The sequence below is a fragment of the Streptococcus ratti FA-1 = DSM 20564 genome, from assembly GCF_000286075.1.
Lineage (GTDB): Bacteria > Bacillota > Bacilli > Lactobacillales > Streptococcaceae > Streptococcus > Streptococcus ratti.
The window spans coordinates 22877-48406 of sequence record NZ_AJTZ01000004.1 but is presented as its reverse complement, the minus strand read 5'-3'; the positions used below and the strand labels follow the sequence as shown (position 1 = coordinate 48406).

General features: G+C 41.0%; 27 protein-coding genes and 1 pseudogene. All 28 read left to right on the top strand.

What is annotated here, in order from left to right:
- The first annotated feature begins 99 nt into the window (after nt 1-99).
- The 28 genes and pseudogenes from purH to SRA_RS01750 all read left to right on the top strand — a co-directional run bounded on the left by purH (nt 100) and on the right by SRA_RS01750 (nt 25500).
- Entirely contained in the window at nt 100-1650 is a 1551-nt protein-coding gene (purH, locus tag SRA_RS01880) for a bifunctional phosphoribosylaminoimidazolecarboxamide formyltransferase/IMP cyclohydrolase (RefSeq protein ID WP_003086974.1), read from the top strand.
- A 211-nt stretch (nt 1651-1861) separates the two neighbouring features.
- Entirely contained in the window at nt 1862-3010 is a 1149-nt protein-coding gene (locus tag SRA_RS01875) for a LysM peptidoglycan-binding domain-containing protein (RefSeq protein WP_003086973.1), read from the top strand.
- Nucleotides 3011-3537: 527 nt separating this feature from the next.
- Nucleotides 3538-4077, top strand: a complete 540-nt coding sequence (locus SRA_RS01870) for an FGGY-family carbohydrate kinase (protein WP_003086972.1) — start codon at nt 3538-3540, stop codon at nt 4075-4077.
- Between the two features lie 264 nt (nt 4078-4341).
- Nucleotides 4342-4479, top strand: a complete 138-nt coding sequence (locus tag SRA_RS10285; protein ID WP_162129577.1) for a hypothetical protein — start codon at nt 4342-4344, stop codon at nt 4477-4479.
- A gap of 99 nt (nt 4480-4578) precedes the next feature.
- Complete coding sequence (locus tag SRA_RS01865) at nt 4579-5781, top strand: NRAMP family divalent metal transporter (RefSeq protein WP_003086971.1); 1203 nt, start codon at nt 4579-4581, stop codon at nt 5779-5781.
- A 21-nt stretch (nt 5782-5802) separates the two neighbouring features.
- Nucleotides 5803-6543, top strand: a complete 741-nt coding sequence (gene pxpB, locus SRA_RS01860; RefSeq protein ID WP_003086970.1) for a 5-oxoprolinase subunit PxpB — start codon at nt 5803-5805, stop codon at nt 6541-6543.
- The gene (locus SRA_RS01855; protein ID WP_003086960.1) at nt 6533-7543 is read left to right on the top strand and encodes a 5-oxoprolinase subunit C family protein; all 1011 of its coding nucleotides are present in this window, start codon (nt 6533-6535) and stop codon (nt 7541-7543) included. The genes pxpB and SRA_RS01855 overlap by 11 nt, the downstream gene beginning before the upstream one ends.
- Before the next feature lie 36 nt (nt 7544-7579).
- Nucleotides 7580-8749 carry a biotin carboxylase N-terminal domain-containing protein gene (locus SRA_RS01850; RefSeq protein WP_003086959.1) on the top strand — a complete coding sequence of 390 codons (1170 nt, stop codon included), beginning with the start codon at nt 7580-7582 and terminating at the stop codon, nt 8747-8749.
- Between the two features lie 23 nt (nt 8750-8772).
- Nucleotides 8773-9546 (top strand): LamB/YcsF family protein, encoded by a 774-nt coding sequence (locus tag SRA_RS01845; protein ID WP_003086958.1) that lies wholly within the window; start codon nt 8773-8775, stop codon nt 9544-9546.
- A 338-nt stretch (nt 9547-9884) separates the two neighbouring features.
- Complete coding sequence (gene relB / locus SRA_RS01840) at nt 9885-10100, top strand: type II toxin-antitoxin system RelB family antitoxin (RefSeq protein WP_003086957.1); 216 nt, start codon at nt 9885-9887, stop codon at nt 10098-10100.
- Nucleotides 10097-10360 carry a type II toxin-antitoxin system RelE family toxin gene (locus SRA_RS01835; RefSeq protein WP_003086956.1) on the top strand — a complete coding sequence of 88 codons (264 nt, stop codon included), beginning with the start codon at nt 10097-10099 and terminating at the stop codon, nt 10358-10360. Before relB ends, SRA_RS01835 begins: the two co-directional genes overlap by 4 nt.
- 183 nt (nt 10361-10543) lie before the next feature.
- Nucleotides 10544-10807, top strand: a complete 264-nt coding sequence (locus tag SRA_RS01830) for a hypothetical protein (RefSeq protein ID WP_003086955.1) — start codon at nt 10544-10546, stop codon at nt 10805-10807.
- 232 nt (nt 10808-11039) lie between these two features.
- Nucleotides 11040-11915, top strand: a pseudogene (locus SRA_RS01825) (Abi family protein).
- A 116-nt stretch (nt 11916-12031) separates the two neighbouring features.
- Nucleotides 12032-13513 (top strand): AAA family ATPase, encoded by a 1482-nt coding sequence (locus SRA_RS01820; RefSeq protein ID WP_003086953.1) that lies wholly within the window; start codon nt 12032-12034, stop codon nt 13511-13513.
- Nucleotides 13514-13690: 177 nt separating this feature from the next.
- Complete coding sequence (locus SRA_RS01810; RefSeq protein ID WP_003086951.1) at nt 13691-14551, top strand: DNA adenine methylase; 861 nt, start codon at nt 13691-13693, stop codon at nt 14549-14551.
- Nucleotides 14552-14827: 276 nt separating this feature from the next.
- On the top strand, nt 14828-16093 hold the full coding sequence (gene purD / locus SRA_RS01805) for a phosphoribosylamine--glycine ligase (protein ID WP_003086948.1): 1266 nt from the start codon (nt 14828-14830) through the stop codon (nt 16091-16093).
- Nucleotides 16094-16327: 234 nt separating this feature from the next.
- Nucleotides 16328-16816, top strand: a complete 489-nt coding sequence (gene purE / locus SRA_RS01800) for a 5-(carboxyamino)imidazole ribonucleotide mutase (protein ID WP_003086947.1) — start codon at nt 16328-16330, stop codon at nt 16814-16816.
- Nucleotides 16803-17894, top strand: coding sequence for a 5-(carboxyamino)imidazole ribonucleotide synthase (gene purK / locus SRA_RS01795; RefSeq protein ID WP_003086945.1), 1092 nt, complete (start codon nt 16803-16805; stop codon nt 17892-17894). Before purE ends, purK begins: the two co-directional genes overlap by 14 nt.
- A gap of 12 nt (nt 17895-17906) precedes the next feature.
- Complete coding sequence (locus tag SRA_RS01790; RefSeq protein WP_003086944.1) at nt 17907-18656, top strand: hypothetical protein; 750 nt, start codon at nt 17907-17909, stop codon at nt 18654-18656.
- Between the two features lie 10 nt (nt 18657-18666).
- Nucleotides 18667-19359, top strand: a complete 693-nt coding sequence (locus SRA_RS01785) for an aspartate/glutamate racemase family protein (RefSeq protein ID WP_003086943.1) — start codon at nt 18667-18669, stop codon at nt 19357-19359.
- Between the two features lie 64 nt (nt 19360-19423).
- Nucleotides 19424-20035: a CPBP family intramembrane glutamic endopeptidase gene (locus tag SRA_RS01780; protein ID WP_003086942.1), complete on the top strand. Its 612-nt coding sequence runs from the start codon at nt 19424-19426 to the stop codon at nt 20033-20035.
- A 32-nt stretch (nt 20036-20067) separates the two neighbouring features.
- Nucleotides 20068-20469 carry an SRPBCC family protein gene (locus SRA_RS01775; protein WP_003086941.1) on the top strand — a complete coding sequence of 134 codons (402 nt, stop codon included), beginning with the start codon at nt 20068-20070 and terminating at the stop codon, nt 20467-20469.
- A 1-nt stretch (nt 20470) separates the two neighbouring features.
- Nucleotides 20471-20524, top strand: coding sequence for a hypothetical protein (locus tag SRA_RS10510; RefSeq protein WP_162129578.1), 54 nt, complete (start codon nt 20471-20473; stop codon nt 20522-20524).
- 22 nt (nt 20525-20546) lie between these two features.
- Entirely contained in the window at nt 20547-21344 is a 798-nt protein-coding gene (locus SRA_RS01770; protein ID WP_225310761.1) for a hypothetical protein, read from the top strand.
- Nucleotides 21345-21347: 3 nt separating this feature from the next.
- The gene (purB, locus tag SRA_RS01765; protein ID WP_003086936.1) at nt 21348-22646 is read left to right on the top strand and encodes an adenylosuccinate lyase; all 1299 of its coding nucleotides are present in this window, start codon (nt 21348-21350) and stop codon (nt 22644-22646) included.
- A gap of 140 nt (nt 22647-22786) precedes the next feature.
- Nucleotides 22787-23701, top strand: a complete 915-nt coding sequence (locus tag SRA_RS01760) for a helix-turn-helix domain-containing protein (RefSeq protein WP_003090542.1) — start codon at nt 22787-22789, stop codon at nt 23699-23701.
- A 344-nt stretch (nt 23702-24045) separates the two neighbouring features.
- Nucleotides 24046-25047 carry a Holliday junction branch migration DNA helicase RuvB gene (gene ruvB, locus SRA_RS01755; RefSeq protein ID WP_003086929.1) on the top strand — a complete coding sequence of 334 codons (1002 nt, stop codon included), beginning with the start codon at nt 24046-24048 and terminating at the stop codon, nt 25045-25047.
- Nucleotides 25048-25077: 30 nt separating this feature from the next.
- Nucleotides 25078-25500 carry a low molecular weight protein-tyrosine-phosphatase gene (locus SRA_RS01750; RefSeq protein ID WP_003086927.1) on the top strand — a complete coding sequence of 141 codons (423 nt, stop codon included), beginning with the start codon at nt 25078-25080 and terminating at the stop codon, nt 25498-25500.
- The last annotated feature ends 30 nt before the right edge of the window (nt 25501-25530 follow it).

Sequence of the window (25530 nt, the reverse complement as noted above, 5' to 3'; positions counted from 1 at the left end):
AAAAATGAAATCCTTTGGGTCTCTAAAATAATCCACAGGATTAGTTTTCCTTCTATTCGCATCACCCAAAAGAAATATCACAGAAGAAAGGAAAAATTGATGACAACTAAACGCGCACTGATTAGTGTTTCTGATAAGGCGGGCATTGTTGACTTTGCCCAAGAATTGACAAAACTTGGTTGGGAAATCATCTCAACTGGAGGGACAAAAGTTGCACTTGATAAAGCAGGTGTTGACACTATCGCGATTGATGATGTGACTGGTTTTCCTGAGATGATGGATGGCCGTGTTAAGACCCTTCATCCAAACATTCACGGCGGTCTCTTGGCTCGTCGTGACCTTGACAGCCATTTGCAGGCGGCTAAAGACAACAGTATCGAACTTATCGATTTAATCGTGGTTAACCTCTATCCATTCAAGGAAACCATCCTCAAACCCGATGTAACCTATGCGGATGCAGTTGAAAATATTGATATCGGCGGGCCTTCCATGCTGCGCTCTGCTGCTAAAAACCACGCCAGTGTGACGGTTGTGGTTGATCCAGCTGATTATGCGGTGGTCTTGGAAGAATTGGCTGACGCAGGTCAGACAACATTTGAAACTCGCCAACGCTTGGCTGCAAAAGTTTTCCGTCATACCGCAGCTTATGATGCCCTCATTGCGGAATATTTCACTGCTCAAGTCGGCGAAAGCAAGCCTGAAAAGCTGACCCTTACCTACGACCTCAAACAGCCTATGCGCTACGGTGAAAACCCGCAACAGGATGCGGATTTCTACCAAAAAGCTCTGCCAACAGAGTATTCCATTGCCGCCGCCAAGCAGCTCAACGGCAAGGAGCTGTCCTTCAACAATATCCGTGATGCGGATGCCGCTATCCGTATCATTCGCGACTTCCAAGACCGTCCAACTGTTGTGGCCCTCAAGCACATGAATCCATGCGGTATCGGCCAGGCAGATGACATCGAGACAGCTTGGGACTATGCCTATGAAGCAGACCCAGTATCGATCTTCGGTGGCATTGTTGTGCTTAACAGAGAAGTAGATGCTGCGACAGCTGAAAAGATGCACGCTATTTTCCTTGAAATCATCATCGCACCAAGCTATACAGACGAAGCGCTAGCCATTCTTACAACCAAGAAGAAGAATTTGCGCATCCTTGAGCTGCCATTTGAAGCTCAAGAAGCCAGTGAGCTTGAGCCAGAGTACACTGGCGTAGTTGGCGGTCTTCTCGTGCAAAACCAAGATGTGGTCAAGGAAAGGCCAGCTGACTGGAAGATTGTCACCAAGCGCCAGCCAACGGAAACCGAGGCCACAGCCCTTGAATTTGCTTGGAAGGCTATCAAATACGTGAAATCTAACGGTATCATTGTGACCAATGACCATATGACCCTTGGCGTTGGCCCTGGTCAAACCAACCGTGTGGCTTCTGTTCGTATCGCTCTTGACCAAGCCAAAGACCGTCTTGACGGTGCTGTTCTTGCCTCTGACGCCTTCTTCCCATTTGCAGACAATGTTGAAGAAATTGCAGCTGCAGGCATTAAAGCTATCATCCAGCCGGGTGGTTCAGTCCGTGACCAAGAGTCTATCGACATGGCTGATAAATACGGCATTGCCATGGTATTTACGGGTGTCAGACATTTTAGACACTGATTTTTGTTCAATCATTTACAATTCCACCTTAAGAGCGGTGGAATTTTTTTAGTCAGTGCAACAACATTTTACTGATAATGAGTAAATCATGACAAATAAGACAAGATATTACAGTAATAAGTTAATTTCTTTAAAGCGAGCACATAAGGAGGATTTTTGAAGAAACTATGGTAGGATAGTCACTATCTTTAAAATTGAAAGGGACTATAACATGAAATTCAATAAAAAAATGCTATTAGCCTCCACACTGACTTTGTCCATTTTTGGAGCTTTTAAAGTACAAGCTGAAGATAAGTCAGCAAACTGGGCTCCGCGTTCAGTAGAAGAAGTGAAAACTGACCTTGTCAATCAAGGCGACAGCTCAACATATACCGTGAAATACGGAGACACACTTAGTACAATCGCAGAAGCTATGTCTGTTGATGTCAATGTACTGGCAAAGGTTAATCAAATTTCTAATATCAATATGATTTTCCCAGGTACTACTATCACAGCAACTTATGATGCTCAGCATCATCTTACAGGACTCACTGTTAATGGAACTGATAATGGCAGCGGTGCTTATCAATCAGCTTCTGTTGATATTCCTGCTAATGAAGTAACTGTCGGTAATACAACAACATCGCTAGATACCATTGAAACTCCTGCCTCAAGCGAAGCTCCAGCAGCTAGCTCGGAAGCAGCCCAAGCCTCAACGGCAGCTTCGTCTGAACAAACTCAAACCCAAACTTCTGAAGCAGCAGTAGCTGATACTAGAGTAACTTCCGAAGCAGCCCAAGTTCCGACCGATTCTGCTGCCCAAGTAAATGCTACAGCAACAGAAACAGCGGCTCAAGCTTCAACAGCAGAAGCAACATCCGTTTCAGAGACAAGTGAAGCGGGTGCTGCAGAGTCAGCAGCTCCAGCACAATCTGAAACACCAACCGCTGCCGCTGAAGAGTCTGCCTCTCCTGTAGCAACAGAAGCCGCTTCAACTGATACCACAACGACAGCTCCCGCAGGAACAACTGTTAATACGAGCGGTCTCCAACCATCAGCCGCGGCCTTTGCTAATAATGTTGCTAACCAATATGGTATTACTGATATCAGTGGATACCGTGCTGGTGATTCTCAAGACCATGGTACAGGTAATGCAGTTGATGTTATGACCTACGATAACACCCAACTCGGTCAAGAAGTTGCTAATTATGCAACGTCAAACATGGAGGCAAATAACATCTCTTATGTGATTTATCAGCAAAAATTCTATGCTCCGTACAATAATGTTTATGGAGCTGCCTATACATGGAATCAAATGCCAGATCGCGGCAGTGATACTGCTAACCACTATGATCACGTTCATGTGTCATTTAACAGCTAATAAGAATTAATAAAATCCTAGGCTTTGATCTACTTCCACTACAAGGGGAGTAGATCAGAATGTCTGGGGTTCTTATTTTAAGTTTTCCGCAAGTTTTCTTTAAGCCTGTCTTAAGCTAGTCCGGCTATACTATAACCATCCTAGCAATAGGACTCCTAAAACTTTTCTTTTTCATAAAATCTCCTAGAAAGAGCTAGATGCAAGTCTAGCTCTTTTGCTGTGTTTGAAAGGATTTTGCAAATCTAACTCTTGGGACAACCTTGCATAGACATCCGTAAGTAGCTTCAGCTACTTACGGATAACTGATTTGTGTTATACTCTTTATACATCGTCATGGCTTTCTAGTTGTCTTGTGCTTATTATAATTATAAACCATGGCATCAGAAAACGGGCATTTCCAACTGCGGAAATGCCCGTTTTTTCTTTTTTGAAGCTAGTTTTTGCCCAGACTCATTGTCAAAACTTTCGCCGAATTAGTTCGGCATCCGTCACTGTAATGAGCTAAAGCTCAAACCTTTGCTAAAGGAATGGATTTTTCACTGTTATTAAAGAATATAAAGACAGTTTCTCCGGGTTCAGAAGGTCTATTGTTTGCTCCTTATATTGTTGGAGAACGCATGCCCTATGCTGACAGCACAATACGCGGATCTTTTGTTGGAATAGATGTCCATCATCGTTTGCAGCACTTTACAAGGGCTGTCATTGAAGGAATTACTTTTTCTCTTAAAGATCTACTAAAAATTATGGAAACTGCCAAACAAAAGAAGTTTACAAAGATTATCTCAGTTGGCGGATCCGCTAAAAACACTGATTGGCTTCAGATACAGGCTGATATTTTCAATAGCACAGTTGTTAGTTTAAAAACAGAACAAGGGCCTGCTTTGGGAGCTACTATGCTTGCGGCTGTAGGAGTTGGCTGGTTTTCGTCACTGGAAGAAGCTGTCGAAGTTTTTGTATCCTATAAAAAATGTTTTCAGCCTATTCCTGCAAATGTTGCTGCTTACCAAAAGAGCTATTCTAAATATTGCAAGATTTATTCTGCTTTAAAAACGGTTATGGAGTCTTGACAGACAGGATTCACTTGAAAACTAGGGAACAGTCCATTTTCTTTGATCAAGTAATAGATTTCTAATTTTTAAACAATCAAAAAAGTTCTTACATGCAATAATGTAGAACTTTTTCGTTATGTTATGAATACCATCAATTTTAAATTTTTTGAGATTTTGCTTGTTATATTCTTTTAAAATTGCAAAAAATTCTGTGAGATAAAGGGTACATATGTTACAAAACATACCATCAATTTGAAAATTTGCCTTGGCAAGCTATCTTTTGTGGGTTATAATGTAGTTATTCTGATAATTGAACACGGCTACGACACTGTGCAAAAAGATAAAGACTGCCTAGATGCTGTCGCACCTTCGTCAGCTTTCCTATTTTGCGGTGTGTCGCTTTACGCCTTTGTATCTTAATAAATTGAACACGCGCTAAAATCCTAGTAAAAAGGTCAGTTTCCTATTTTTATACGGATTTCTTAACGCTCTTTGTATCTTAATAAAAGGAGGACAGATATGAAGAATAAAAAGAATAACAAGGGAGCTCTTCTGGGAGCCGCCTTTATCATGGCTACTTCTGCTGTCGGTCCCGGTTTTTTAACGCAAACGGCAAAGTTTACCAGCGACTTCTCTGCTAGCTTTGGCTTTGTCATTCTTGCTTCGATTGCTTTAGCCTTGATTGCTCAGACCAATATCTGGCGTGTCTTGACGGTCAGCGGTTTGAGAGGACAGGATATTGCCAATAAAGTGCTGCCGGGATTAGGTTATATTTTGGCTTTTCTGATTGTTTTGGGCGGTCTTGTTTTTAATATTGGGAATGTCGGCGGCGGAGCGCTTGGTTTTAATACCTTGTTGGGAGTTCCCACGACAGTGGGTTATTTTCTAGCCGGCGGCTTGGCCATTTTAATTTTTCTTTTTAAAAATGCCACGACAGCCATGGATACTTTCACCAAGGTGTTGGGCGGCCTAATGATTCTTGTCATCTTTCTCGTTATTCTCATTGTCAATCCTCCTTATGGAACTGCTTTAAAAGAAACTTTTATGCCATCGGCTAGTCTTCCAAGCCTCTTTAATGCTATTTTAACGCTTTTAGGCGGCACGGTTGGAGGCTACATTACCTTTGCAGGAGCTCACCGTTTGATTGATGCTGGTTTTACAGGACAGGAAAATTTAGATCATATTAAGAAAAGTTCCATCATGGGAATTTCGATTGCAACAATTGTTCGCATTTTCTTATTTCTGGCCATCTTAGGAGTTGTTGCCAAAGGTGCTGCCTTAGATCCCAATAATCCGGCCGCAGATGCTTTCAAGCAGGGGGCTGGCGAACTTGGCTACCGCTTCTTTGGCTTGGTGCTTCTGTCAGCGGCCTTAACTTCAATCGTTGGTGCAGCCTATACCTCGGTTTCTTTTCTAAAGACCTTGAGCAAAATAGTGGCTAAGTACGAAAAAGCGGTTACGATTATTTTTATCATTATTTCAACTTTTATTATGGCCTTTTTAGGACAGCCGGCTAATTTACTGGTTGTTGCTGGAGCTTTAAATGGTTTGATTTTGCCATTGACTTTAGGAATTTGTCTAATTGCCAGCCAAAAAACGAGTATTATGGGGTCGGTTTATAAGCACCCTAAATGGCTGTTCTGGCTGGGTGTTATTGTTGTTGGAATTACGGCTTATTTAGGGATAGTGTCCTTGGGAAATCTGGGACAATTGTTCTCATAATGAGAATGAAAGGGGGCTTGTATGGAATACAGGATTAGAATCGCTGGTGATTCAGCACTGCTGATTGAATTTAAGCAGGAAATCAAGCAGGAGACAAATCAAAAGATTAAGGCTATCCTTCAATGGCTGAAAGAACAGTCTATTGAAGGGATTCTTGACTTGATTCCTGCTTTTGCTTCTCTGCTGATCAGTTATGATCCGCGCCTCCTTTCTTACGATAGTTTAATAAATCAATTAGATGCTTTATTGCAGCAGGAGGTCAAGGAGAATCAGGATCAGCAGCGGATCATTGAAATTCCTGTCTGCTATGGCGGAGCATACGGTCCGGATATACAATTTGTTGCCCAGAATGCCGGTTTGATAGAAGCAGAAGTTATTGCTAGGCATACTAGTCGTGACTACCTCATTTATATGCTGGGATTTCTACCGGGTTTTCCTTATCTAGGCGGTCTCGATGAGAGCATTCATACGCCTCGTTTGGAAAATCCAAGGCTGACTATTGCAGCTGGCAGTGTTGGTATTGGTGGCAGCCAAACAGGTATTTACCCTATGGCTTCTCCTGGCGGCTGGCGTTTAATTGGCAGAACACCTCTTAAGACCTATGATCCTCAAAGACAGCCGCCCTTTATCTTTGGAGTTGGTGATTATATTCGTTTTAAGGCTATTGACGAATCTGATTATGATAACATTTATCAAGCGGTTTTAGCCGGCAGCTATGAGCTCACTGTGCTAAGCGGAGAGGAGGTCAGGGATGGGCATTAGAATCATTAAACCGGGCTTCATGACAACTGTTCAGGACAGCGGCCGCAATGGCTATCAAAGTCAAGGATTCAGTGTTTCAGGGGTTATGGATATCAGATCGTTTCGGATAGCCAATCTTCTTTTGGACAATCCTGAAAATGAAGCTGTTCTCGAATTTTCTCTGGTAGGGCCAACCTTAGCATTCACTCGGGATACGATTATTGCCGTCACCGGCGGTGACTTTCAGCCAACAGTCAACGGAGAGCCAGCAGCCATGTATACTGCTCTTTATATACATGAAGGAGATGTTCTAGCCTTTGGTGGTGCTAGGACGGGTTCTCGGGGTTACATCAGTTTTTCCGGCGGTTTGAAAATTCCAGAAGTCATGGGGAGTCGCTCAACCAATGTTAAAGTTGGCCTGGGTGGCTTTAAAGGCCGACAGCTGCAAGCGGATGACTATATTTCCTTTCGCAGCAACCGTCTGTACCTGCCTCACTTTTTATCCAGAAAACTGCCGGCTGATGACTTTGATCAGGATGCAGCTGTTTTAAGGGTTGTTTTAGGACCTCAGGCACAGCATTTTACGGAAGAGGGCCTGCAGACTTTTCTACGGGAAACCTATATGGTTACCAAAGATTTTGATCGCATGGGCTGCCGTTTAGACGGTCCGTCTATTGCTCACAAGGACAAGGCAGATATTATTTCGGATGCGACTGTTTTTGGTGCCATCCAGGTGCCAGCTCATGGCAAGCCCATTGTCTTATTGGCCGATCGTCAGACAACGGGCGGTTATACTAAGATAGCAGCGGTTATTTCTGTGGATATTCCCAAATTGGTTCAAAGAAAGATGAATCACAGCATTAACTTTGAAGCTGTTTCGGTTGAAGAAGCCCAAGACTTGCTGCAAAAGGAAGCCGCTGCATTGGATCAAATGCGCAGCCAGATTCACCAGCCCTGCCCGGAAGTACTGACGAGACGTCCTACCGCTAAACGTCTGGCCGCGCTTTTTGAGCAAGGATGAACGTTGCAATTGTATGATATTTAAGTAGGAAATGCGATGATTGAAAAAATACTTGTAGCCAACCGCGGCACGATAGCGGTCAGTATTATTCGAGCCTGCCGCTGCCTAGGAATCCAGTCGGTCGCTGTTTACTCCAAAGAAGATACCAAGAGCCTTCATGTACAGCTGGCAGACCAAAGCATTTGCATTGGTCAGGGCTCACTTGAAAATAGTTATGTGAATCGAGAGCATATGATTTCGGCTGCTTTATATATGGGGGCCGATGCCATTCATCCGGGCTGTGGTTTTCTGGCAGAAGATGCCGAATTTGCCAAGCTTTGTCAACAACATGGCCTTATTTTTATTGGCCCGAGTCCTGAGCTTCTTGAACAGCTGCATGATGGCTCTCAAATGGAGCAGATAGTGGCAAAGGTTACCCCTGCTCTGCTATCTGGAAATTCAACTCCTATCTCTCTTAATGAAACTGCAAAAGAAGTCATGGACTTTTCTCGAACGATTGAAGTCCCAATTGTTGCTGATCATTTTGGCAATATTGTTGCTTTGGGAGAAAGGGACTGTTTGAGTCAGGAAAATGGACAGACAATACTGGAAGAGACGCCCTCGCCTGCTCTTGATACGAAAAGTCAAAAAAATTTAGGACAGGCTGCTGTTGAGATTGCCAAGGCTACCCACTATACCAATGCCGGGACGGTTAGCTTTGCGCTGGATAAATCGAATCGATTCTGTTTTACAGGAATCACTGCCAGCATCTCATCTGGTCATGCTTTGACAGAAATGGCAGCGGGGACAGACCTGATTGTTGAGCAGATTAGAATTGCCGACGAGGAGCCCCTATCTTTTAAACAGGAAGACATTGCTGCCAAGGGACATGCTCTTGCCTGCCGCGTTAGAGCGCAGCTTTCCTGCAAAGATTCTAAGGCAGAGTCTGGCTTGGTTAAGCATTTGCATCTACCTGCGGGCAATGGTGTTAGAGTGGATACCGCTCTTTATGCCGGTTATCAAATTCCTGAAAATCACAGTCCAGAAATTGCTCAGATTATTGTTCAGGCAACTGATAGATTGGCGGCCATTCAAAAAATGCAGGCAGCCTTAGATGAAATGGTGGTACTTGGTGTTGAAAGCAATTTAGATTTTCAGTATAGTATAATGGAAGATCCAAAATTTAGGGAAGGTAAGATTGATAAAAATTTGATAGAATCATTATGAATTCTTACCCCAAGGAGATCGGTATGACATATAAAGTTGATTTGAACAGTGATTTAGGTGAGAGCTTTGGCGCCTATCACATGGGACAAGACAGTGAAATTATTCCTTTGATTAGCTCAGCTAATATTGCCTGCGGATTTCATGCAGGAGATCCCTTGGTTATGCTGACAACGACCAGATTGGTTCAGGAAAATAAAATTGCCATGGGAGCTCACCCAGGTTTCTCTGACCTGATGGGCTTTGGCCGCCGCAACCTTCAGATAAGCACTAAAGAGGCTGCAGCCGATACGACCTACCAGATAGGAGCCTTAGATGCTTTTGCTAAGGCCAGCAATATGCAGCTGCAGCATGTAAAGCCCCACGGTGCACTTTATAATATGGCCTGCAAAGACAGCAAGCTAGCCAGAGCCATTGCTCAGGCGGTTGCCAGTTACGATGACAGATTAATTCTTTTGTGTCCGGGTGCCAGTGAATTAGCGCTGGCTGCCAAGGCCAGCGGTTTACGAGTGGCAAAGGAGGTCTTTGCTGATCGTGCCTACGAAAATGACGGCTCCTTGGTTAGCCGAAACAAAGAAGGTGCCATGATTACCGATGAACATTTGGCTATTGAACGTTTAATTCAAATGATTAAGGAAAAGACAGTTGTCAGTATTGATGGCAAGACTATACCGATTGAGGCTGACTCTGTCTGTGTCCACGGTGATGGTCCCAAGGCGCTTCAATTTGTTAACGAAATCAGGCAAGCCTTTCAGCAAGAAGGCATTGCCATCAGTCCTTTAGCAGATGTTGTCGATTAAGTTCTCACAGGCTTGTTCAATAATCCCTTAGAAACTCAGCCTTGTAATGGAGACTTTAGTTTTTCTTTGGCATGCGTTTTGCTAAATAAAAGAAGGACGAAGCTTCTTAAACTAGCAGCAGTAGCTGCTCTGAGCATGACAGCTGTTGGGTTGATCGGCCGGTCTTTACTTGAATGTGCAGCGTCCCTTACTTTATGTTTTTGTTAAATAGCAAGAAGCATCCCAGCTGAAAAAGTTGGGGTGCTTTTTACGAATAGAAAAGAGAGAGGAATTTTTTGACAAAAATAAATGAGAGGATTATAATAGGTGTAAATACAATGTATTCAAGGAGAATAAACATGACGACGATGACCTTGAGAATCAACGACCAAGATGGGGATTTGATCAAAAAATATATTCAATTACATGGATTGACGGTTTCTGAGTTTGCCAGACAGTCTATGCTGGAAAAAATTGAGGACGAATATGATTTGCAGCTTCTCCGCCAGGCCATGGCTGAAGACGATGGCGTGAGAATTCCGATTGAAGATGTTTTTGAGGAATTTGACATATGAAATACCGAATTGTTATCACTTCAAAAGCGGATAAACAGCTGAAAAAAATGGATGCCTTCACTAGGAAGATGATTTTGTCTTGGACTAAGAAAAATCTTTACCACACAGACAATCCTCGCCAGCATGGAAAAGGACTGACAGCTAATCACTCAGGCGAGTGGCGTTACCGTGTTGGACATTATCGGATTCTTGCTAATATCCTTGACGACGAAATTGTGATAGAAATCTTTTCAGTTGGTCATCGTCGAGATATTTATTAAATGATTTTTAAGCTTTCTGCAAGATTTCTTTAAGCCTCTCTTAAGCAAGATGGATTATACTACAACCATCCTAGCAATAGGAATCCTAAAAACTTTTCTTTTTCATAAATCTCCTAAAAGAACAGAACGTTGATTATCAACGTTCTTTCATTTTAGGAAATTATAAATATAGTGAGGTAAAAAATGAAACCAGAAACAATGGAAAAATTAGCATACGAATTATTAGAGGCGAAAGATAATCTTGATTTACAGACTGTATCAATAGATATGCTAAGTGGTTACAATAAACCTAGCAATCGTGAATTATTGACAATCTATCTGTATAGGATTACAGAAGTCTTATATGACAATCTTCAAAATGTGTCCCATAAACTTGATGATGTGGCCTCCGAGTTGTATCAGACAGTAGAAAATTTCAACTCTGGGGAAAGACACAGAATTGATTAGTCTCAAACAAGATTGACAAATTGAGGAGTTAATCATTATAGCTGTCAGCGGCGGATATAGGAAATAAGAAAGATAGATACAAGAAGTGAGCTAGATGGCTTCATGCATTTGTCGTTTGTCGTGGCATCCCAATCTTGACAAACCTTAATTAACTTTAGTAAAATAAGATTAATAGGACCGCCCACCTCTCTCTGATGTGACAAGGCGGACATTTTTTTATGTGGACGATGGGATGGAAATTAAGGAATTTAAGACTTTTGAAGAGCAGGTAGCTAAACTAATTGAGCACGGGTGCGAGGAAATCATCTCTAAGGAATATGCTGTTAATATTCTGAAACGTATCAACTATTATCGGCTAACTGCTTATTTTCTACCTTTCAGAGATGAAAAGACTCAAAAATATGACAGTAGCAAAATATCCTTAGAAAAGATTTACAGCATTTATCAGTTTGACTCAGAACTCAGGCTGCTGTTAATGGAGTATCTTGAAGATATTGAGTTATATTTTAGAACGCAAGTTGCTTACCATCATTCTGAACAGTATGGTGCACTGGCTTATAAAGATGGCAAGAACTTCAACAAGTTTCATAAACACGACGAGTTTATGGACAATCTTGAAAAAGAACTGAACTATCGAAGAAAGGATCCTGTTTATAAGCATCATCAAACCAAATACAATGGTGAATTCCCTCTCTGGGTTTTGGTTGAATTTTTCTCATTTTGTATGACTTCTAAGTTTTATGCCGATAGTTCAAATGACCTTCAAAGTCTTATCGCTAAAGACTTAAACATAAAGACAGCTCAAGCTCGTACCTAGCTTGAAGTTGCAGTCGTCCTCAGAAATTATTGTGCGCATTATGGCAGACTATATTACAGAAGTTTCACAAAAATTCCTGGTCAGCTTCCACCTTTTATGACTGAAAATATCAAAATTAAAAACCGCCTCATGGCACAATTATACGCCCTTAAATACCTATACATTAATAATGATAAATGGAATAACCATTTTATTCCACGTTTAAAAGCCTTATTTACCAAATATCAGTCTAGTATCCATTTGCACCACTTGGGCTTTACCAGTGACTGGGAAGTTGTTTTGAGGAAATAAAGATACAAGAAGTGAGCCGAGAGGCTTGCTTTTTTGGTATAATCTTTAGTTAGTTTGGATAATCAATTGGTAATTATGATAAAATAAGGTATGATAAAGCTAGAGGTAATTGAATTATGGTAAAAGAATTGGATTTTGTAGCATACCGAAAATTAAAAGCAATAAAAATAAATTTTTCTCCATTTGTAAATGTAATTGCTGGGACAAATGGGACATGTAAATCATCGATTTTACATTTAGTTAGTAATTCATATCGTAAAGTGCAGACTACGGCAGATTATATTAGAGAACCAAATGCGATTAAAGTTATTTCCAAAATAAATAAGATTTTGAATCCTAAGATTGAAGGGTTAACAAGAGGAGATAAATCATATAATAATCCAGCACCGGGAGTTCCGGGAACGTTGTATTCATGCCTATATGATAATGATTACCAGCTCAATTTTAGAAGACATAACGCTGCAGACAATAAAAGATTTGCAATTAAACCGGAATATAAAAATGGTAAAAAAGATTCTCTGCCGATGATGCCTATAATTTATTTGGGTTTATTTCGATTATTCTCTTTCGGAGAGTTTTCAAATGATGATTTGATAAAAAGTGTTACAAGAAGGTTGCCGGATCAAATAAAAGAAGAACTACAAATTCTATATAAAAATTTTACAGGGTATGATATTGCCTTAGAAAAATTAAATGCAATGGGGGAGATAAAAAATAGAGCAGAATTTGAGACGGATATTCAAGGAGTTGATTCTAATACAATTTCGGCAGGTGAGGATAATTTATTTATTATTTTATTATCTTTAGTATCTTTAAAGTATTATTTTGAGTCAATTACTTCAAACCAAAAGGTAGAAAGTATCTTGTTAATTGATGAAATTGATGCAACGTTGCATCCAGCATTTCAACTTAAACTACTAGAGTTGTGCTTGGAATACTCAAGAAACTATAAAATTCAAGTTATTTTTACTTCTCATAGTTTAACGTTACTTGAAAAATGTTTACTTGAAAATGATGTAAATGTTGTTTATCTATTGGATAATATTGACTATGTTTTACAGATGGAAGATGTTGATATTTATAAAATAAAAATGTTTCTTAATCAGGCATTGGAAAATGAAGTGTATATTGGGAACAAAATTCCTATAATTACAGAAGACGATGAAGCTAGGGAGTTTTTACAATTATTATTAGGACGATATACTGAAAAGAACAATAATAGTATAGAAAAATATTTCCATTTAGTTCAAGCAAAACTATCTAGCTCCGCTATAGAGAACTTAGCAAAGGATAAACTGTTAAGTCGTTCTACCCTTAGGACAATAAATATTTTAGATGGAGACATGCAAAATAATTTAAATGATAATATTATAACTTTACCAGGCTCTGACTCTCCAGAAGAAATTGCTTTTACTTATTCCAAAATGTTATATGAAGATTCTAAGTATAATAAATTTTGGGAAAATAGGGTTTTGTTAAATGCTGGATTCACTAAAACTTATTATAGAGATCATTTATTGTCTGAATATGAGTCTAATTTAAAAACTTTAGAAAAGCTACAAGAAGCTAATAAATCACATGGTAAAAAAAGGATTTAAATAAGAGGTTGTTTAATTCTTATTCACAATTTTGGTTGCAAGTCCTTTATTTTTGGATAAGAGATGAGAATAATAGCGTTGAAGTAGAAAAATTTTATCAAAATCTATTTAAGCTTTTTAAAAAAACTGCTGAATTTCATGATATTGACTCTAAGCAGTGGAATTTTGGGGGTGAAAATGACTCATAAGGCCTATACTCCTTTACGATATCCAGGTGGAAAATCGAAAGTTTATGAGTACATAAAAGAATTAGTAAAGCTTAATCAGTGTACAACCTATATTGAACCTTATGCAGGTGGAGCAGGTGTTGCAGTGAAATTGCTTTTAAATAGAGATGTCGAAAAAATTATGATAAATGATTTCGATAAGTCAATTTATGCTTTTTGGTATTCTGTGTTATATCATACTGATGAGCTCATTACCAAAATACAATCTGTAGATATTTGTATTGAAGAATGGTATCGACAGAAGGAAATACAAAAAATAAAGGAAGAAACAGAAGATTTATTGGAATTGGGTTTTTCAACTTTATTTTTAAATAGAGTTAATCGCTCTGGGATTATTAAAGGTGGTGTTATTGGAGGAAAAAGTCAGTCCGGAAATTATAAAATGGACTGTAGATTTAATAAAGATAGTATTGTAGAACGTATTAAAGAGATAGCAAAATACAAAAAAAGTATTAAAATTTATAATTTGGATGCTGAAGAATTTATTAAAAAATCAATATCTAGAACAAAAAAATCTTTCACATTTTTTGATCCACCATATTACGAAAAAGGTCCAGGTCTTTATACAAATTTTTATAAGCCTAAAGACCATGAAAGTTTAGTTAAAACGATTGAAAAATATATGTCTGGTAAAAAATGGATTGTGACATATGATTATAATATTAACATTGGTAACCTATATTCGGATTATGAGAGTTATCTTTATTACCTCAATTATTCTGTAACTAAACCAAGTAAGGGAATTGAATATATTTTCTTTTCAAAAGAAACAAAAATTGGCGATATTGAAAAATTTTTACAATTAGCGTAGGTATAATTCTTACGAACAAAAGTATACGTTAAACTATTTTAGCGTATACTTTTTCTTTTACATAAATACGAATTTTCATAGTCTGGTTATAAATTTTTGTACAGAATCCAACTCCCCGAACAAATGTGTTATAATAGTCCTATATAATTCGTGAAATGAAAGGAATTGAACCCGAGCGGAAAGCTCGGAATTTAGAGGAATCGCCTTGTGTGCCCGCACACTGCGTTGATTTCCTAAAATTCTGCTGCTTTTCTGTTCGCTCTTGGTATCTTGTTTATGAAACTTTTGGTTGTTGGTTCTGGCGGTCGTGAGCATGCGATTGCTAAGAAATTGTTGGCGTCTCCGCAGGTGGAGCAGGTCTTTGTGGCTCCTGGAAATGATGGCATGACGCTTGATGGGGTGGATTTGGTTAATATCGGAATTTCCGAACATTCTAAGCTGATTGACTTTGCTAAAGCGAATGACATCGCTTGGACCTTTATCGGTCCTGATGACGCTTTAGCAGCTGGTATCGTTGATGATTTTAATCAGGCTGGGCTTAAAGCTTTTGGTCCGACTAAGTTAGCAGCGGAGCTGGAGTGGTCCAAGGATTTTGCTAAGGAAATCATGGTTAAATACGGCGTTCCGACAGCAGCCTATGGCACATTTTCCGACTTCGAGGAAGCAAAAGCTTATATCGAAAAGCAGGGGGCTCCTATCGTGGTCAAGGCGGATGGCTTAGCGCTAGGTAAAGGCGTGGTTGTGGCAGAAACCGTGGAGCAGGCGGTCGAAGCAGCGCATGAGATGCTGCTGGACAATAAGTTTGGCGACTCCGGTGCGCGTGTGGTGATTGAAGAATTTCTCGACGGTGAGGAGTTCTCCCTCTTTGCCTTTGTCAATGGCGACAAGTTCTACATCATGCCTGCGGCGCAGGATCACAAGCGTGCCTATGACGGCGACAAGGGACCAAACACAGGCGGTATGGGGGCCTACGCTCCTGTCCCTCACCTGTCTCAAAGCGTGATTGACCAGTCGGTTGATTCTATTATCAAGCCCGTGCTTGAGGGCATGATTAAGGAAGGACGTCCTTATCTGGGCGTGCTTTACGCGGGGCTTATCCTGACGGCTGATGGTCCTAAGGTTATTGAGTTCAACTCCCGCTTTGGCGATCCCGAGACCCAGATTATCCTACCGCGTCTGACTTCTGACTTTGCGCAGAACATCACGGACATTTTGGCTGGCAAGGCGCCTGACATCACTTGGCTGGACGCGGGCGTTACCCTCGGTGTAGTGGTCGCTTCAGATGGCTATCCGCTCGCCTACGAAAAAGGCCTGCCTCTGCCAGAAAAGACTGACGGCGACATTATCACCTACTATGCAGGGGCTAAGTTTGATGGCAATAGCAAAGCCTTGCTGTCAAACGGCGGACGCGTCTATATGCTCGTTACCACAGCCGATACCGTCAAAGCTGCGCAGGACAAAATTTACGCCCAGCTTGATAAACAAAACACCACAGGCCTCTTTTACCGACATGACATCGGAAGCAAGGCCATAAAAGACTAACAGCGACAGCAATAAGCGACCGCAGGTCGCTATGAAACCAAGCCCGCCGCCGCTGTGGTATTTAGGGAAGTTTGTAGACCTTTGGGCTACAAACTTAGTCAGGGAGATTTCTAAGATGTGTTGCTAGCTTTTCCTCGACTTTTAAGAAAAGACGAGAAGAAAAGTGCAGCAACACACGCAAGAAAGCTCACGACGACCTCACAGCCTAAGGCGGGCTTGAAAAAGGAGAAAATCGTGAAACCAATTATTTCCATTATCATGGGCTCCAAATCCGATTGGGCAACCATGCAAAAAACAGCTGAAGTTTTAGATAAGTTCGGTGTGGCCTATGAGAAAAAAGTCGTCTCTGCCCACCGCACACCTGACCTCATGTTCAAACATGCAGAGGAAGCACGTGAGCGCGGCATCAAAGTCATCATTGCCGGTGCTGGCGGTGCAGCGCACTTGCCGGGGATGGTAGCAGCCAAAACAACGCTGCCCGTTATCGGTGTACCTGTCAAATCACGTGCTCTTAGTGGACTTGATTCCCTCTACTCTATTGTGCAAATGCCGGGCGGCGTGCCTGTGGCAACCATGGCCATTGGGGAAGCGGGAGCTACCAATGCTGCCCTGACTGCCCTGCGCATTCTCTCGATTGAAGATCAAGATTTGGCAGCAGCGCTAGCCCATTTCGCAGAGGAACAAGGAAAAGTTGCGGAGGCCTCAACAGATGAACTCGACTAAAACCATTGGTATTATCGGCGGCGGGCAGCTGGGTCAGATGATGGCCATTTCCGCTATTTACATGGGGCACAAGGTGGTGACGCTGGATCCGACAGCGGACTGTCCTGCCTCGCGCGTGTCTGACATGATTGTGGCGCCTTACGACGACGTGGACGCTTTGCGCCAATTGGCTGCACGCTGCGACGTGCTGACCTATGAGTTTGAGAATGTCGATGCCGACGGATTGGACGTGGTTGTAGGAGACGGTCAGCTGCCGCAGGGAACTGACCTGCTGCGCATTTCGCAAAACCGTATTTTTGAGAAAGACTTCCTCGCCAACAAGGCCGGCGTGACGGTCGCCCCCTACAAGGTGGTGACTTCCAGCCTGGACTTGGAGGATTTGGATTTGGGCAAGACTTACGTCTTGAAAACGGCCACGGGCGGTTATGATGGCCACGGTCAAGTCGTCATCAAGACCAGCGACGATTTAGCTGCCGCGAACCAATTAGCAAACTCGGCCGAGTGCGTCTTGGAAGAGTTTGTGGATTTCAACCTCGAAATTTCGGTCATCGTGTCAGGCAATGGCAAGGACGTGACGGTTTTTCCTGTTCAGGAAAATATCCACCGCAACAATATCCTCTCAAAAACCATTGTCCCAGCCCGTATCTCAGACCAACTGGCTGAGAAAGCCAAGAGCATGGCGGTACAAATTGCCAAAAAGCTCCATCTCTCAGGCACCCTCTGCGTAGAAATGTTTGCGACAGCTGACGACATCCTCGTCAACGAAATCGCGCCGCGCCCCCACAATTCAGGTCACTACTCCATCGAAGCCTGCGACTTCTCACAATTTGACACCCATATCCTAGGCGTGCTCGGCGCACCCCTTCCTCAAATCCACCTCCACGCCCCAGCTGTCATGCTCAACGTCCTCGGCCAGCATGTCGAAAAAGCTGAGCACTACGTCGCAGAAAATCCTAGCGCCCACCTCCACCTTTACGGCAAAGCAGAAGCCAAACACAACCGCAAAATGGGACATGTGACGGTGTTCGCAGAAGATGCGAATAAAGTGAGGGAGTTTGGGGAAGGGATGGATTTTTAGGAGGAGCAGAATATGATTAAATATTTTAGGGAAAATTTTAGGATATTTATCTTTTTATTCATATTTATCATTTTGTTGGGTCCAATATTTTCTGTTGTTCTATCTTTTATATCGAAATATTTGAATTCTAGTTTAGGGGATTGGTTAAGTTTTTATGGTAGTATATCTGGCATTGTTATATCAGTACTAGTAATACATTTTCAAATATCCCAAGAAAAACACAGAGAGTTATTAAAATATCGTCCAGAATTTGTTTTAAGTTATGATTACCAGCTTATAAAACCTAATTGTAGAGTATATTTTGATGACAAACATTGGTATTATCTTGTAAAAAAGAATCAAAAAAATCAGTTTGTTGAACCGAATGGCTTTGAAAAATCCTATGCATCGGACAATAAAAGAGATAAAATTTGCTCGGTTGAAATTGTAAATGTTCAACCAATTTTCAATCTTCATATAATATTTGGAGAGAATGAAAGTTGTGAAATTATACCAAAACTGGATGTGGATCAGAAAATATATATAATTTCAAAGGCACATCAAAATGAAATACAGACACATTTACTTGAAGGTAAAGCAAATTTTGAGCATGTTCCTAACAAAGTTACGATTTATTTTACGACATTAGCAGGAGAGATTAATAGTTATATTTATCAGATTGATAGTAAGGGATATTGTAGTCTTACGAAAAAGAATTATGGAGTAGGCTATCCTAAAAATTTAGCAGCTCCTCGTATATGTGATTATTTTTTGAGCAAGTAGAAGGAACTATATGAAAACAATCGGTCTTATCGGTGGTATGAGCTGGGAGAGTACGACTTCCTATTATCAGCTCATCAACGAGACAATCAAAAATGAGCTTGGCGGGCTGCATTCGGCCAAAATTCTGCTTTACAGTGTTGACTTTGCAGAGATTGAGCACTATCAGGCAAGCGGCGACTGGGCTAAGAGTGCGGAAGTGCTGAGCAAAATTGCCCAGAAGCTGGAGCAGGCTGGTGCGGACTTCATTGTCATCTGCACCAATACCATGCACAAGGTGGCTCCGCAGATTCAAGAAAAAATCACTATTCCGATTCTGCACATTGCGCAGGCGACTGCTGAGTCTCTTCTTGAAAATGGCATTCAAAAGGTTGGTCTCTTGGGCACCAAGTACACCATGACTCAAGATTTTTACAAGGACAAACTGCTTGAAGCAGGATTGGAAGTGTTGGTTCCAGATCAAACAGGCATTGCTGAGGTCAACCGAATCATCTATGATGAGCTGTGTCTGGGAGACATCAAAGACAGCTCAAAACAAACTTACCTTGCCATCATTGATGATTTGAAAAAAGCTGGCGCAGAAGCCGTTATCCTCGGCTGCACAGAAATTGGTCTCTTGGTCAAACAAGCAGATACAGACCTCCCCCTTTATGACACAACCGTTATCCATGCGGAGAAAGCGGCACAACTAGCGGTGAATGAGTAAATCAAAAAGGCCCTGTAATTGACAGAAGATGCTGAGGTGGTAGATAGGTATCAGGAGGTTAACAATGGAACTATTCATCCAAAAAGTTGTCAGTAGCCTTTTAGAAATAGTATTATTTGCTGCTCTTCCCTTTATCTATTGGCTTAGCAAAGACAGAAAAAATGCTCATTTTCTAAGTTGGCTGGGATTTAAGAAAGTTAGTAAACATGATCTTAAATTATTATTTGTGCCCCTGTTGGTGGTGACAGCTCTCTTTTCATTGGTCTCCCTTTTTATCTTATTCCGCTTAAAAGGGCTATCGACAGCAATAACCGTTTTTCGAGGTGGTGGCTTTAAGGTTCTGCCCGCTATTCTAATTTATGGGATATTTAACACTGCCTTGCCGGAAGAATTGTTTTTTAGAGGATTTTTATTGAAGCGTCTGTTGCAAAAGATGGCATTTCGCTTGGCTAATGTCATTCAATCATTGTGCTTTGCCTTACTACATGGTTTGATGTTTTTAAAATCTTTGGATATTCTTTCAACGGCAATAATTACAGTTTTTGTATTTGGAATTGCTTATGGAATGGGCTATTTTAATGAAAAATTAGCCAAAGGCTCTATTATTCCAAGCTGGGTTAGTCATGCAGTAGCTAACATTTTTTCAGGCATATGTGCTGCATTTATGCTGATTTAGTATTAAATTAGTCGTTAAAAGGGAGCGAATTTATGGTAAAATCTAATAGGAAAGCAAGTTTTTCCTATCCCATTGATAAGGTATGGGAACTTGTCACTGACTTATCAAATCAAACCTGGAGAAGTGATCTTGGTCAATTTGAAAAGATAGACGAGACCCATTTTATTGAATACACTCAAAATGATATTCAGACAAATTTTAAGGTGACCAAAGTTGATTTGCACAAGGTCTGGGAGCTTGAGTTTGAAAATAAAAATCTCCAAGGCACTTGGCTAGGACGGTTTGATTATCATGAAGGTCAAACAATTCTGGATTTTACAGAAGAAGTTACAGTCAAAAATAGTTTTATGAAGCCTTTGGTCTGGTTTTATCTAAGGAAACAGCAAAAGAAGTATTTCCAAGATTTAGAAAAAGCGCTGAGCATTGAATCGTAAAATGGGACATGTGACGGTATTGGAAAAAGATGCAGACAGTGCTGAGAAGTTTTGAACTTGAGGATAGAGGAAAGTTGATGGGTTTATTTGATTTTTTTAAAATTAAATCTAGTAGGAAAAAACTTGAGGAACTATATACCTCAAATAACTATAGTCGAATGCCGTATTTGCCTAGTGAAGAAGAATGTTCTAGGATTTTGAAAGAATATCGTAGTTTTCCGGCTACTTTAGTAGCTAAGGAATATATGAGTAGTTTGGATAGTGAGTATAAGCTAATATTTGGGCACATAATAATGTTATGGTGGCTTAGTAACTCCAAAACAAATAAGAACAATATTCCAAAATATTTTCTTTATCAGTACGGATTAGATTTTCAAAATGAGATTAACTATTTAAATGAAAAGAAAATATTGAATGGTTGGGAGCTAACTAATTTAGGTAAGGAGCAATTAGAAAAGTATAATGAAATCGTACGAAAGCATAGAGCAAGAAAAAGTTATGATGTGGAAGGAAAAATAATTTATCATTTTGAAGATACTGATAGAGTTTCTAAAGTTGCTTCATTTAAATCTACAGGGGATTATGTAGAGGATCAATTTCTTGGTAAATCTTTTGAACAAGCTAAGTCTTTTGATAATGCAGAATTAGCTTACTTATCAGCAATAAAAATTAGTTTGGCAGAAGGAGAGATTCCTCCCCCTAATCCATTTATGAGATTGGCAATCATTTATAGAAAGCAAAAAAGAATTTCTGATGAGGAAGAAATTTTACGGCAAGGGCTATACTATTTAGAAAAATCTTCAGCAGGTAATGCAAAGTCAAAATGTAATGTTTTTCAAGAAAGGCTTAATAAACTGAGAAAAATAAAGGAGTAAATCATGCTAACACGTTATTCACGCCCTGAGATGGCGAACATTTGGAGTGAAGAGAACAAGTACAAGGCTTGGTTAGAGGTGGAAATCCTCGCTGACGAAGCTTGGGCTGAATTGGGAGAAATTCCTAAAGAGGACGTGGCCAAGATTCGCGAGAAGGCGGATTTTGATATCGACCGTATTTTGGAGATTGAGCAGCAAACCCGACACGATGTGGTAGCCTTTACCCGTGCGGTCTCTGAGACCTTGGGTGAGGAGCGCAAGTGGGTTCACTTTGGGCTGACCTCGACAGACGTGGTGGACACGGCTTATGGCTACCTCTACAAGCAGGCTAACGACATCATTCGCAAGGATTTGGCTAATTTCCTCAATATTATTGCGGATAAGGCGCGTGAGCACAAGTTTACCATCATGATGGGACGTACCCATGGTGTCCATGCGGAACCAACGACTTTTGGCCTTAAGCTTGCGACTTGGTACAGCGAAATGAAGCGGAATATCGAGCGTTTTGAGCATGCGGCAGCTGGCGTTGAAGCTGGTAAAATCTCTGGGGCTGTTGGGAATTTTGCTAATATCCCGCCGTTCGTAGAAAAATACGTCTGCGATAAATTAGGTATTCGTGCACAAGAAATTTCAACCCAAGTCTTACCACGTGATTTGCACGCAGAATACTTTGCAGTTCTAGCCAGCATTGCAACATCAATTGAACGTATGGCAACTGAAATCCGTGGTCTGCAAAAATCTGAACAACGTGAAGTTGAAGAATTCTTCGCTAAGGGGCAAAAAGGTAGCTCAGCTATGCCTCACAAACGCAACCCAATCGGTTCAGAAAATATGACAGGTCTTGCGCGTGTGATTCGTGGTCATATGGTAACAGCTTACGAAAACGTGTCACTTTGGCATGAACGCGATATTTCCCACTCATCAGCGGAGCGCATTATCACGCCTGATACGACCATTCTCATTGACTACATGCTCAACCGCTTCGGCAATATCGTCAAGAATCTGACGGTCTTCCCAGAAAACATGAAGCGCAACATGGGCTCTACCTTTGGGCTTATCTTCAGCCAGCGTGCCATGCTGACCTTGATTGAAAAAGGCATGACCCGCGAAGAAGCCTACGACCTTGTTCAGCCTAAAACGGCTCAGTCTTGGGACAATCAAGTGGACTTCAAACCGCTGCTGGAAGCAGACCCAGAAGTCACTTCCCGCCTGAGCCAAGACGAAATCGACGAGATCTTCAATCCGGTTTATTACACTAAACGCGTAGATGAGATTTTCAAACGTATCGGTTTGGAAGATTAACAGACTGCAGAAAGCTGTGACAACAGTCGCAGTTTTTTTGCGTTTACGGATTCAAATGAATAAAAATCAGCTGACATATCAGAGAAATTTACTATATTATAGACTTATGATAGAATAATAAAAAATGAGAAAGAGATTTTATTTTAGAAGATTTTGGGGAGAGAGTAAAACGTCTGCGGTTAGAAAAGGGACTGACCAAAGAAGTTTTCTGTCAAGATGAGTCTGAGCTGTCTATGCGGCAGCTGACAAGGATTGAGTCGGGGGAATCAGTGCCTACGCTCAGAAAGGCTGTTTATATTGCTGAGCGCTTAGGTGTAACACTGGATTATCTGACGGATGGAAGAAATATTGATCTGCCGAACCGTTACAAGGAACTGAAATATCTGTTGCTGAGAACACCGACCTACGGCGATCAGGAAAAGCTGGCTGAAAGGGAGGTTTATTTTGATGAGATTTTTAATCATTTTTATGACACCCTGCCTGAGGAAGAGCAGCTTGTGATTGATGCTCTTCAGTCAAAATTAGATATTCATTTGAGCCAAAATATTGATTTTGGGGTCGGAATTTTAAACGATTACTTTGATCAGATTTTAATGCGCAAACGCTATCAGGTGAATGATTTAATCATCATTGATCTTTATTTTTCCTGCCTAACGATCAGTGATTTACGTATGGATATTTTTGATTTGGATAAGTATCATAAGCTGATGCAGGTCCTTTTAAAACAGAGTGATTACCTGCCCGTGGAAGATTTATTTGTGCTGAATAACGTTTTATTAAATAATTTTGGCATTCTCCTTCTTTTAGAAAAATATGACATTATCAAGGAGCTGATTGCAGTTGCCAATGATATCATGGTAAGGACCTCTGATTTTCAAAAGAAACCCATTGTCAGTATACTTGAATGGAAGTATTATCTGTTGGCAGAGAATAATGAAGCAGAAGCAAGAAAAAGCTATGACTCGGCTATTTTGTTTGCGAAATTAACTGAAAATACCACATTAAGAGAAAAGTTAGAAAGAGAGTGGCAGAAGGACTACCAAAACAGGACATAGATGTCCTGTTCTTTTCTTCTCCGATATTTTATAATGAATAACATCAAAAAAGAAAGGAGAAGAAGGATATGGCTACCATTTTTTCAACCGTTTTAAGAGCTCTTGACTGGTGGGGAATCTAGTTTGTGAACACTAAAACTTCCAGATAAGGCTCTTTGAACAGCATAAGACCGTATAGTTCTCTAAATAGAACTACCAGAAGTACTGGAAGCGGTCTTAGGTCAAAAGGAGAAAGATTTTTGCCTCTCAGCAAAGGTCTTTCTTTTTTTGCAGAGCTTTTTAAATTTTTAGCGAAGACTGATTTTTGTCTTTTTCTTTTGCCTGCAAGATGATACAATTAAACTATGACTAGAATTTTAGATAATGAGCTTATGGGCGACGAAGAGTTTGCGGAACGAACTCTGCGCCCGCAGTATTTACAGGAATATATTGGTCAAGATAAGGTAAAGGCTCAGCTGAAGATTTTTATTGAGGCTGCCAAACAGCGCGATGAGGCGCTGGATCATGTGCTGCTCTTTGGCCCTCCGGGGCTCGGCAAGACTACCATGGCTTTTGTTATCGCTAATGAATTGGGTGTCAATCTCAAGCAAACAAGCGGACCGGCTATTGAGAAGGCTGGCGATTTGGTAGCTGTCCTCAATGAATTAGAACCTGGTGACGTGCTTTTTATTGATGAAATTCACCGAATGCCGATGGCTGTTGAAGAAGTGCTGTATTCGGCCATGGAGGATTTTTACATTGACATTATGATTGGTGCTGGGGAGACCTCTCGCAGCGTACATCTTGACTTGCCGCCTTTCACGCTGATTGGTGCAACAACACGTGCCGGTATGCTCTCTAATCCTTTGCGGGCGCGCTTTGGTATTACAGGGCACATGGAATACTATACAGAAACTGACCTAACAGAGATTGTAGAGCGAACGGCGGATATTTTTGAGATGGAAATTACCCATCAGGCTTCTCTGGAATTGGCTAGACGCTCCCGCGGGACTCCGCGTATTGCTAACCGTCTCTTAAAGCGCGTGCGTGATTACGCTCAGATTATGGGAGATGGTCTGATTGATGATAAAATAACGGATAAGGCTCTGACTATGCTTGATGTGGATCATGAAGGACTGGATTATATTGACCAGAAGATTCTTAAAACAATGATTGAAATGTATCAGGGCGGGCCTGTCGGTCTGGGAACGCTGTCGGTCAATATTGCCGAAGAGCGGGAAACCGTTGAAGATATGTATGAACCCTATCTCATTCAAAAGGGGTTTATGATGAGAACTCGCAGCGGCCGTGTGGCAACAGCTAAAGCCTATGAGCACTTGGGCTATGATTATATAGAAGATAACTGAGATGTGTAACAGCTAAAGGGAATTATAAATATGAAGAAGTTTTGTTTTGTTTGCTTGGGAAATATCTGCCGCAGTCCCATGGCCGAGTTTGTCATGAAAGCTGCAGCTTCTGATAATGTTGAAATTGCCAGCCGAGCTACTTCTGGCTGGGAGCACGGCAATCCCATTCACCGCGGAACACAGAGAATTTTCAAAAAATATCATATCGCCTATGATTCTGCTAAAAGATCTCAGCAAATCAGCATGACGGACTTTCGTTATTTTGATTTTATTATTGGTATGGATCGTGCAAATGTCCATGATTTAAAGAAAATGTCAAAGGGTCAGTTTGATGATAAAATCTTCCTATTTGCTGATGGCGGAGTTCCAGATCCTTATTATACAGGCGATTTTGAAGAAACCTACCGCCTAGTCAAAAAGGGCTGTCAAGTTTGGCTGGGGAAAATGGATTAGCTGCACCTTGTTATATTTTCAAATTGTAGT

Bases quoted from the DNA above. Each gene is read 5' to 3' on its own strand.
- purH (WP_003086974.1), top strand. From the start codon at position 100: ATGACAACTAAACGCGCACTGATTAGTGTTTCTGATAAGGCGGGCATT.
- SRA_RS01875 (WP_003086973.1), top strand. From the start codon at position 1,862: ATGAAATTCAATAAAAAAATGCTATTAGCCTCCACACTGACTTTGTCC.
- SRA_RS01870 (WP_003086972.1), top strand. From the start codon at position 3,538: ATGGATTTTTCACTGTTATTAAAGAATATAAAGACAGTTTCTCCGGGT.
- SRA_RS01865 (WP_003086971.1), top strand. From the start codon at position 4,579: ATGAAGAATAAAAAGAATAACAAGGGAGCTCTTCTGGGAGCCGCCTTT.
- pxpB (WP_003086970.1), top strand. From the start codon at position 5,803: ATGGAATACAGGATTAGAATCGCTGGTGATTCAGCACTGCTGATTGAA.
- SRA_RS01855 (WP_003086960.1), top strand. From the start codon at position 6,533: ATGGGCATTAGAATCATTAAACCGGGCTTCATGACAACTGTTCAGGAC.
- SRA_RS01850 (WP_003086959.1), top strand. From the start codon at position 7,580: ATGATTGAAAAAATACTTGTAGCCAACCGCGGCACGATAGCGGTCAGT.
- SRA_RS01845 (WP_003086958.1), top strand. From the start codon at position 8,773: ATGACATATAAAGTTGATTTGAACAGTGATTTAGGTGAGAGCTTTGGC.
- relB (WP_003086957.1), top strand. From the start codon at position 9,885: ATGACGACGATGACCTTGAGAATCAACGACCAAGATGGGGATTTGATC.
- SRA_RS01835 (WP_003086956.1), top strand. From the start codon at position 10,097: ATGAAATACCGAATTGTTATCACTTCAAAAGCGGATAAACAGCTGAAA.
- SRA_RS01830 (WP_003086955.1), top strand. From the start codon at position 10,544: ATGAAACCAGAAACAATGGAAAAATTAGCATACGAATTATTAGAGGCG.
- SRA_RS01820 (WP_003086953.1), top strand. From the start codon at position 12,032: ATGGTAAAAGAATTGGATTTTGTAGCATACCGAAAATTAAAAGCAATA.
- SRA_RS01810 (WP_003086951.1), top strand. From the start codon at position 13,691: ATGACTCATAAGGCCTATACTCCTTTACGATATCCAGGTGGAAAATCG.
- purD (WP_003086948.1), top strand. From the start codon at position 14,828: ATGAAACTTTTGGTTGTTGGTTCTGGCGGTCGTGAGCATGCGATTGCT.
- purK (WP_003086945.1), top strand. From the start codon at position 16,803: ATGAACTCGACTAAAACCATTGGTATTATCGGCGGCGGGCAGCTGGGT.
- SRA_RS01790 (WP_003086944.1), top strand. From the start codon at position 17,907: ATGATTAAATATTTTAGGGAAAATTTTAGGATATTTATCTTTTTATTC.
- SRA_RS01785 (WP_003086943.1), top strand. From the start codon at position 18,667: ATGAAAACAATCGGTCTTATCGGTGGTATGAGCTGGGAGAGTACGACT.
- SRA_RS01780 (WP_003086942.1), top strand. From the start codon at position 19,424: ATGGAACTATTCATCCAAAAAGTTGTCAGTAGCCTTTTAGAAATAGTA.
- SRA_RS01775 (WP_003086941.1), top strand. From the start codon at position 20,068: ATGGTAAAATCTAATAGGAAAGCAAGTTTTTCCTATCCCATTGATAAG.
- SRA_RS01770 (WP_225310761.1), top strand. From the start codon at position 20,547: ATGGGTTTATTTGATTTTTTTAAAATTAAATCTAGTAGGAAAAAACTT.
- purB (WP_003086936.1), top strand. From the start codon at position 21,348: ATGCTAACACGTTATTCACGCCCTGAGATGGCGAACATTTGGAGTGAA.
- ruvB (WP_003086929.1), top strand. From the start codon at position 24,046: ATGACTAGAATTTTAGATAATGAGCTTATGGGCGACGAAGAGTTTGCG.
- SRA_RS01750 (WP_003086927.1), top strand. From the start codon at position 25,078: ATGAAGAAGTTTTGTTTTGTTTGCTTGGGAAATATCTGCCGCAGTCCC.